1 protein-coding gene is annotated in these 10,981 nt (G+C 37.4%); it reads left to right on the top strand.

Annotation, left to right across the window (positions count from 1 at the left end):
• Nucleotides 1-249 precede the first annotated feature (249 nt).
• The coding region (locus KQA_RS18770; RefSeq protein WP_010180221.1) for a hypothetical protein at nucleotides 250-10,981 on the top strand (10,732 nt) is incomplete at its 3' end.

The raw sequence follows: 10,981 nt of genomic DNA, 5'->3' as shown, positions 1-10,981 counted from the left end.
CAGTAGTTTGATTAGAATTAAGTGTTTGATATTCAGTTATTTGTTGCTTATTAATAAGTGCGCTTAAACGATTTTTTAGGTATTATAGCGGTATTAAATAACGGGTTATCGAAAAATAATAAAAAAATATAAATAACTGATTTTCAATAAGAAAAGAAACGTTAAATTTATAAAGTGTTTGTTTTTAAACATTTAACTTTTGATAGGAAACATAGCTTAATCAGCAGTTTGAATAAAAATCTTAGGATTATGAAAAAAATTACTTCAACCTCTTTTTTTAGTATTTGTCATAAAAAAGAATCCTTCCTTACAGGGAAAGGTCTAACAGTATTACTTTTTTGGTTTTACAGTATAGTTGCTTTAGCGCAATTTCCTGTGGAACCAATAGTGCCTAGTCCTTTTGTTCCCGATAGTAATTTCTTGACTAATCAAGATCTTACAGTGGTAGCTACAACTGATGCTATGACAAATTTAGGTCAGAATAATGTATATGTTGTTACTGATGTAGGCTTAAATATATATGGGATTGTTTCTCCTTTTCCAAATACAGGAACTATTAATTTAGGACAATACATACCAGGTCAATATTTTGTATACATGTTGTCATTTGATGGAACTGTTGTGCCTACAACATTAGTAGTGGGGAGTAATCTTTCCATTGTTGAAACAGGACTTTGTAATGCCATTGAAGGGCCAGTGCAAATTCAAGTTAATCCAGTGTTCATTGATACAGATGGCGATAATGTGAATGATGTAGTGGATTTAGATGATGACAATGATGGGATTATTGATGTAGTAGAAAGTAACTGTAATCTATCAGGAGCTACATCATTAGGATTAATTTGGGATCCCAATATTGATCCGGCTACCGAAGTGAGCTCTAGAACAAACTTTAATACAGGAAATCCTAAAAATACACGATATGAGCCTTCTCAATTCGATCCTGCTTTTGGTCTTCCGGTAAGTTTTGTAGAAAATAATGTGCCAAATGTGATTTTCGGTTCAGGTTTGGTTGATGAGTCTTTAGATCCAGTAAATACAGTAGAGGTGCAAGGATATTATTTTGTGAGTGGTGCCGATGAAGTAGATGTTGCGGCGGCAAAAGCAGATAATGATTATTTAGAATACGGGTTTACTATGCTGTCAGATAGGACTGTTATTTTACGTTCCTACAATTTGCAAGATGTAGTTACTTTTATGCCTGGTATTTACGGGGCTATAGGGACTAATTTAAGTGCTAACCAAGGAAACCCAGATGACAGACCACAATATGCCGATTTTACATATGATATAGAGATAAGTACGGATAATTTTGTGACATCAACAGTTCTTTTAACAGGTAAAACTACCAATCGTAGAGCTGATGGTTCAGCTTTTACCAATTCATTTGATGATGCTTCTTTGCCAGCATCAGATCCAAACTTCTTCCAATTCGAAGAGTCAGTTGGTTTTACACCTTTTGCATTAACGCCTAGTGTAACTTATAAAGTAAGGCTATATATCTATAATGCGCAAGATATAACTTCGAATGGGTATGCGACCTTTGATAATTTCAGATTAAATATAAGTGATTGTCCAGATGCGGATCTGGATATGGATGGTATTATCAATCAATTGGATTTAGATAGTGATGGTGATGGTTGTGCAGATGCTGTTGAAGGTGATTCAGGTTTTATAGAAACGGATTTACAAACTTCTAGCCTTAGCGGAGGAAATACAGGAGGGACTTTTACTGGTGACCCAATGGTCGGGGGAGTAGTAACAAACTTGACTGGAATTATAACAGATCCCGATCCCGTAGCAAACGGAATTGTAACAGCAGATGGTTTGGTGATTACTACGGGTAGCCCTGCTGGAGAAATGCAGGCGCTTAACATTTCACAAGATGCAACAATGCAAAATTGTGATGATGATGATAATGTGGATGTTGCTGTTGAGGATGGGGCGCCAAATGGCGGAGATGGAAATAATGATGGTACTCTTGATAGTTTACAACCAGATGTAGCTTCAATACCTGACGGAAGTGGAACAGGGAGTTATGTAACTTTGGCTGTTACCGGGGATTGTAGTCAAATTACAAACATGCAAATTGTTCAAGAGTCTGAAATTGTATCCAATGGGGGTATTGAAGATGAAGCTTATGAATACCCATTTGGTTTAGTGGATTTTACATTAGAATGTGGATTAGCAGGCCAATCGGCTACAGTAAAATTTTATTGGTATGGACTTACAGCCATAGAACAAAGAGATGCTTACAGAAAATATGGAGATAGAGTTTTTGGTATTGTAGATAAAATTTATAGAAATTTTCTTATTACTGAAGCCATAGAAACCGTAAATGGAGCACAAGTATATACGGTAGAATATCAATTGACTGATGGTCTTCTTGGAGATGACTCATTAACTGGAGCAGAAATTTTAGATCCTACTGGACCGGCTGTAGCAGATAATACAGATAATGATTTATTACCAGATTTAGTTGATATAGATGATGATAATGATGGTATTCCTGATAGTATAGAATGTACATCATACACAGGTAATCCTACTTTTTCAGGAGCTGGTAATGCAATAGCTGGGGTACAAAATAATACAGATGGCGATGAGGTATTTAGTGTAACTTATAATGATGCTGGAGGAACAGCAACATCAGGTGCTGGGGGCATAACTACAACACCAGGGGATTCTCCAAGTAATTTAGTTTTTAATCAAAATACACAATTCTCAGTACAGGCAGAAAATGCTAATTTGACACTTTCAGGCTTACCTATTGGTACTTACGCTTTAAGTGCGCAAGTAGATACTGCAACATTTGTGGCTGATGGGGGAACAACGATTTCTCCCGATGGTTTAACTATTACAGTTACTACTACAGAAAGTAATGTAACGCTTGCTAATTTCGTAGATCCTCAAGTTTTAGATAGTCTAACAATTACAACTACTTCAGCAGATACAACTAATAATTTTGATATAAATATTTCTCTAACAGGTCTAGCATGTCCAGATACAGATGGTGATGGTATTCCAGATAATTTAGATATTGATTCAGATAATGATGGTATTCCAGATAATGTAGAGGCACAAAGTACTGCAGGATATCAACCTCCATTGAATAATGATACGGATATGGACGGATTGGATGACCAATACGATCCAGATTTTGGAGGGAGTACACCGATAACCACTCCTGAAAATTCAGATACAGATACGATTCCTGATTATTTAGATACAGATTCAGATGATGACGGTTTATTAGATGTAGTAGAAGCAGGGCAAACACCTGCAACAAATACGAATGATATTGATGGTGATGGATTGTTAGATGCTTATGATGATGTAAATACTCCTGCAGGAGATCCTTTTGATGTGAATGATGATTTAGATGGAGGGGCAGTTGATACACCAAATACAGATACAGGTAACCCTAGCCAAACAGATACGGATGTTGATTTTAGAGATTTATTAGAACCTTTAGATTCTGACATGGATGGAATTATCGATGCGGTTGATTTAGACGATGATAATGATGGGATTAGAGATGTTGATGAAGCTGTTTGTGATCTTAATGGTCCACGTGTTCCTGGTTTAGTTTGGGATTCAAACAGAGGTACTTTGAATGGAAATACAGGAGCAGCGAAAGTTGATCGATATGAACCTAATATAGTAGAGAGTGCTTCATTTCAATTAAATGCAGTCTCTGCAACTTTTGGAGCTGGTTTAGTTGATGAGTCAACATTAAATGTACCTAATAACGTACAAGGCGAAGGGTATTATTATGTTAGTGGAGCGGATGCAGCGGATATAACTACGGCAAAAACTAATGGGGATTATATAGAATATGCTTTTACATCTTTAGCAGATGTAGCAACAGCCATTCGTTCGGTTTCTATTCATGATGTTCCTTCTTTTATAAATGGAACATACAGTGCTACTTTAGGTGCAAATTTAGGAGATGACCCTGTTCTGAATCCAATTTATTCTGATTATACATTTCAAGTAGAGATTAGTGGAGATAACTTTAACTCGTCGAATGTATTAGTATCAAATAGAACAACAACACGTTTAACTACTGGAACATTTAGTGGACCACCAAATGCTGATACTTCGGAGTTTGTAAATTTAGGTACCAACGCTTTTCCTATTGCAGAAAATACTTTTTATAGAGTTCGTATTTATATTTATGCTTCACAAGCAGCTAATGGTTTTGCCACCTTTGATAATTTTGCAATTCAAACGAGTACTTGCCCAATAGTAGATTTTGATGGAGATGGTATTCCAAATAGTGTAGACTTAGATAGTGATAATGATGGTATTTATGATGTAATTGAAAGTGGAGATCCTAATGCAGTAGATCCAGATAATGATGGAAGAATAACTGTTAGTCCGGCAGATGTTGGAACAAATGGTATTCCAGATGTGGTAGAAGGAGCACCAGATAATGGAGTTGTACCAGTTCCTGTTGATACTTTTAATGCAGATAATGCTCAAGATTTCTTAGATATTGATGCAGATGATGATGGTATAGTAGATAATATCGAAGCGCAAACTACAGGGGGATATCAATCGCCGTTAGGTGTGGATACAGATATGGATGGTGTTGATGATCGTTATGATCCAGATAATGGAGGAACAGCAATTACACCAACTAATACCGATGCTACCTTTGTAAATAGCGATACCATTCCCGATTATTTGGATTTAGATAGTGATGGAGATACAGAAAGTGATACCATAGAAGCTTATGATACCAATCAAGACGGAATACCCGAAGTTGGACCGGCAAATGCTGATGCGGATGGAGATGGTTTAGATGATAATTTTGATTTGGTAGATTTAGCTACTGTACCTACAACAAACTCAACCAATGGAGGTCAAACAGCAGCAAACCCGTTCCCGGATGCTGATATGCCAGGAATGGAACCAGATTGGAGAGAAAGTAATGATTCTGATAATGATGGAGTGCCAGATAGTGCGGATTTAGATGATGATAATGATGGTATTTTAGATACAGATGAAGATCCTAATATAGATGGAGATGGTGATCCTAATACAGGTGATCCAGCAGATATTGATCCAGATGGAGATGGAATACCCAATCATTTAGATATTGATTCGGATAATGATGGAATTCCAGATAATGTAGAAGCCCAGCCTACAGTTGGTTATACAGCTCCTGGAACTAATGGAGTGGTAGCGCCAGGTGATGTTGGAACAACAGGTATCCCATTAGTATATGACCAAACACTAGGTTTAGGAACACCAGAAAATTCAGATACGGATACCATTCCAGATTATTTAGATACAGATAGTGACAATGATGGATTATTGGATACAGCTGAGGCAGGTTTAGATATACCAAATAATTTTAACGATACCGATATGGACGGATTGTTAGATGCGTTTGATGCAGATAATACTGTTAGTGATGTAAACAACAATTTAGATAATGGATCAGTAGATACGCCAAATACAGATACAACGGATGCAACACAAACAGATATAGATGTTGATTATCGTGATCCAAAAGAGCCATTTGATACTGATGGCGATGGAATACCAGATACGGTAGATCTGGATGATGATAATGATGGTATTTTAGACAGCGTTGAAGGTTTGGTATGTAATAATTTTGATTTTTCAACTATTTCTGGGGGATCATATGGTCCAATAGATTTCTTTAATGAGCTTACAAATAATATAGCTTCCGCTTCAGTCGAAGTATTGACAGGAAGTTTAGTAGCAGATCCAGTCCTTCCTATAGTTGGAAGTTTAAATGATGGAGATAGTTTTCGAATTACAACAACTGAACCTACTCAGTTTACATTAAATACACTGAATGGAACGGTAGGAGGACTTGGTTTCTTTGATTTGGAAACCTTAGTTTTTACTGCTAATGGGACATTTATAGTGAATGATCCTGACGGTCAATTAAATGTTACTACACTATCACCATTTTCTATTAGTATTCAAGGTTTGACTGGAGATGCTGGAAATCAAGCAACGGCGACATGGTCAATAACAACTTTAACAGATAGTTTAACAATAGAACAGACTGCAGGCGGAAATCCAATTTCTAGAATTGCTATTAATTTTAGCTGTACTGTAGTTGATACGGATGGAGATGGTATCCCAAATCATTTAGATTTAGATAGTGATAATGATGGTATTTATGATGTTGTCGAAAGTGGAAACCCAGCAGCAACAGACAGCGACAGTGATGGTAGAATTGACACAGGCGGCACAGTTTCAGTAGGTTTAAATGGGATACCCGATGAGGTTGATAGTGATGATGATTCGTTAACAGCAACGGCAACAACACCAGTAAATAGTTTTGGTACCGATGGGGCAGATTATGTAGATATTGATGCAGATGATGACGGAATAGTAGATAATATAGAAGCTCAAACTACTGGAGCTTATGTTGGGCCTAGTGGAATAGATAGTGATGGAGATGGTATTGATGATGTGTATGATCCAGTTGATGATACTGATATATTAAATCCAGTTGCAGGGTTAGGAACAGCTATTGTTCCAACAAATACGGATGCTACTTTTACCAATAGTGATACCATTCCAGATTATTTAGACTTAGATAGTGATGGTGACGCGGAGAGTGACACCATAGAAGCTTATGATACAAATCAAGATGGAGTCGCAGATACAGTACCAGCAAATGCTGACGCTGATGGAGATGGATTAGATGATAATTTTGATGGAATAACTTTAGGAGCAGGGACAGTAACTACAAACCCAACTAATGGAGGGCAAACAGCAACAAACCCGTTCCCAGATGCAGATATGCCAGGTGCAGAACCTGATTGGAGAGAAGGGAATGATACCGATGGAGATGGTATTCCAGATAGTGCGGATTTAGATGATGATAATGATGGTATTTTAGATACAGATGAAGATCCAAATCAAGATGGAGATGGTGATCCTAATACAGGTGACCCAGCTGATATTGATCCAGATGGAGATGGAATACCAAATCATTTAGATATTGATGCAGATAATGACGGAATTCCAGATAATGTAGAAGCCCAGCCTACGGTTGGTTATACAGCTCCTGGAACTAATGGAGTGGTAGCGCCAGGTGATGTTGGAACAACAGGTATACCATTAGTATATGACCAAACACTAGGTTTAGGAACTCCAGAAAATTCAGATACGGATACCATTCCAGATTATTTAGATACAGATAGTGATAATGATGGTTTATTAGATACTACTGAGGCAGGCTTAGCAATGCCAGCCAATACAAATGATATTGACATGGATGGATTATTAGATGCATTTGATGCTGATAATAGTTCAAATGATGTAAATAATAATTTAGATAACGGTTCTGTGGATACACCAAATACCGATACCACCGATCCAACACAAACAGATACGGATGTGGATTATAGAGATCCGTTAGAGCCTATAGATACAGATGGGGACGGTATTCCAGATGTAACAGATTTAGATGATGATAATGATGGTATTTTAGATGTAGAAGAAGGACAATGTGCACCAAATGCAACTCCGGGTCCTTCACCATTAATGTTATTATATGACAATGCTGGAGGGGATTTTTCACCTACTACAGTAGGAAATGATTTTATAGTAAGTGCATCTTCACAAATATTTGGTTCGGGAGTGAGTTATACCGAAGATCCTAACAATGTAGCTGGAGGTTATATTGATTTGCAAGGCGTAGATCAACCCGATTTAGCAAGTGCCGTTGCCGATAATGATTATTTAGAGATAAATTTTACTACGGGTAGTGATCCTTATTCAATTTCACAATTATTCTTTTTTGCTGAACCAGTAGGGGTTCCTGCAGTAGATTTCAGATCAGGGTATCAATACCAAGTAGAAATATCTGGAGATAATTTTGCAAGTAGTGTAGTGTTGTTTGATGAAGCGACGCTGTCACCACCAACTTCATCTTTCAGAGTACCAGCAACTACAAATTTACAGTTGATTCCAAATACCTTTTATAAGATTAGACTTTATCTATATAATAATCCAGCACCAAATGCAGGTTCGATAACTATAGATAATATTGCTTTCAGAAGTTTATTATGTACAGAATCAGATTTTGATGGGGATGGTATTCCAAATAGTGTTGATTTAGATAGTGATAATGATGGTATTTATGATGTAGTTGAAAGTGGTAATCCGTTGGCAACAGATACAGATAATGATGGACGTATAGATACAGGAGGTACTGTTGCAGTGGGCGCAAATGGTATACCAAATGAAGTAGATAGTGATGATGATGCTTTTTCGGCAACTGGAACAACACCAATGAATAGTTTTGGTACCGATGGGGCAGATTATGTAGATATTGATGCGGATGATGATGGAATAGTAGATAATATAGAAGCACAGACTACTGCAGCTTATGTAGCACCTAGCGGAACGGATAGTGACGGAGATGGGATCGATGATGTGTATGATCCAGTTGATGATACTGATATTTCAACTCCAGTGGCAGGGGTAGGAACAGCTATAGTTCCAACAAATACTGATGCTACTTTTACCAATAGTGATACCATTCCAGATTATTTAGATTTAGATAGTGATGGTGATGCAGAGAGTGATACTATCGAAGCCTATGATACCAATCAAGATGGAGTAGCAGATACAGTACCAGCAAATGCTGATGCAGATGGTGATGGATTGGATGATAATTTTGATGAAGTTACTTTAGGAACAGGAACAACGAGTACAAACCCTACTAATGGAGGGCAAACAGCAACAAATCCATTCCCAGACGTAGATATGCCAGGAGCAGAACCTGATTGGAGAGAAGGGAATGATACTGATGGCGATGGTATTCCAGATAGTGCAGATTTAGATGATGATAATGATGGTATTTTAGATACAGTAGAGGATCCAAATATTGATGGTGATAATGATCCAAATACAGGTGACCCAGCTGATATTGATCCAGATGGCGATGGTATTCCAAGTCATTTAGATATAGATTCAGATAACGATGGTATTCCCGATAATGTGGAGGCACAACCTACTGTTGGTTACATTGCACCAATAGAAGATGATCCATTAACTCCGTTAATAAATGAATCTGATACAGATGGAGATGGATTAAATGAAGCTTACGAAGGTGTAGGTGACGAAGGAATAGCTATTCCAGAAGATAGTGAGACTATACCTGATGGTATACCAGATTATAAAGATACAGATAGTGACAATGATGGATTATTGGATACAGCTGAAGCAGGTTTAGATATACCGAATAATTTTAATGATACCGATATGGACGGATTGTTAGATGCGTTTGATGCAGATAATACTGTTAGTGATGTAAATAACAATTTAGATAATGGATCAGTAGATACGCCAAATACAGATACTACAGATGTAACACAAACAGATACAGATGTTGATTATCGAGATCCAAAAGAGCCATTAGATACAGATGGCGATGGAATACCAGATACGGTAGATCTGGATGATGATAATGATGGTATTTTAGACAGCGTTGAAGGTTTGGTATGTAATAATTTTGATTTTTCAACTATTTCTGGGGGATCATATGGTCCAATAGATTTCTTTAATGAGCTTACAAATAATATAGCTTCCGCTTCAGTCGAAGTATTGACAGGAAGTTTAGTAGGAGATCCAGTTGGCCCTATTGTTGGAAGTTTAAATGATGGAGATAGCTTTCGAATTACAACAACTGAACCTACTCTGTTTACATTAAATACACTGAATGGAACGGTAGGAGGACTTGGTTTCTTTGATTTGGAAACCTTAGTTTTAACTACTAATGGGACATTTATAGTGAATGATCCTGACGGTCAATTAAATGTAACAACAGTATCACCATTCTCTATTAGAATTCAAGGTTTGACTATAGATGCAGGAAATCAAGCAACGGCTACATGGTCAATAACAACCTTAACAGATAGTTTAACAATAGAACAGACTGCAGGCGGGAATCCAATTTCTAGAATTGCTATTAATTTTAGCTGTACTGTAGTTGATACGGATGGAGATGGTATCCCAAATCATTTAGATTTAGATAGTGATAATGATGGTATTTATGATGTTGTCGAAAGTGGAAACCCAGCAGCAACAGACAGCGACAGTGATGGTAGAATTGACACAGGCGGGACAGTTTCAGTAGGTTTAAATGGGATACCCGATGAGGTTGATAGTGATGATGATTCGTTAACAGCAACGGCAACAACACCAGTAAATAGTTTTGGTACCGATGGGGCAGATTATGTAGATATTGATGCGGATGATGATGGTATAGTTGATAATATAGAAGCACAGACTACCACAGGATATCAAGCACCTTTAGGTGTAGATACGGATGGTGATGGTATTGATGATCGCTATGATCCAGTTGATGATACTGATATTTCTACTCCAGTGGCAGGAACAGGGACAGCTATAGTTCCAACAAATACGGATGCTACACTTGCAAACTCGGATACTATTCCTGATTATTTGGATACAGATAGTGATGGTGATGGTGAATCGGATAATTTAGAAGCATATGATACGAATGATGATGGGGTTATTGATACTCCTATAGGTGCTACTGACGCTGATGGAGATGGATTATTAGATCCTTATGATACAGTTGATTTAGCGGTTAACTCTATAACCAATCCAACAAATAATAGTCAGACTGCTACAAGTTTCCCTGATACATTTATTGTAGGAAATGAGCCAAATTGGAGAGAGTTTCCAGATAATGACATGGATGGCATTCCTGATACTGTTGATTTAGATGATGACAATGATGGTATTCCAGATACAGAGGAAACACCAGGCAATGTAGATCCAAATGCAGATACCGATGGCGATGGGATACCAGATTATTTAGATACGGATATCGGACCAGACGCAAATGGAGACGGAGTAGTAGATAGCTTCGATACCGATGGCGATGGAGTTCCTAACCACTTAGATTTAGATAGTGATAATGATGGATTACCAGATGTCACAGAAG

The sequence above is a fragment of the Aquimarina agarilytica ZC1 genome, assembly GCF_000255455.1.
Lineage (GTDB): Bacteria > Bacteroidota > Bacteroidia > Flavobacteriales > Flavobacteriaceae > Aquimarina > Aquimarina agarilytica.
Note: the sequence above shows the minus strand (reverse complement) of the source record. Positions and strands in the feature narration are given on the sequence as shown.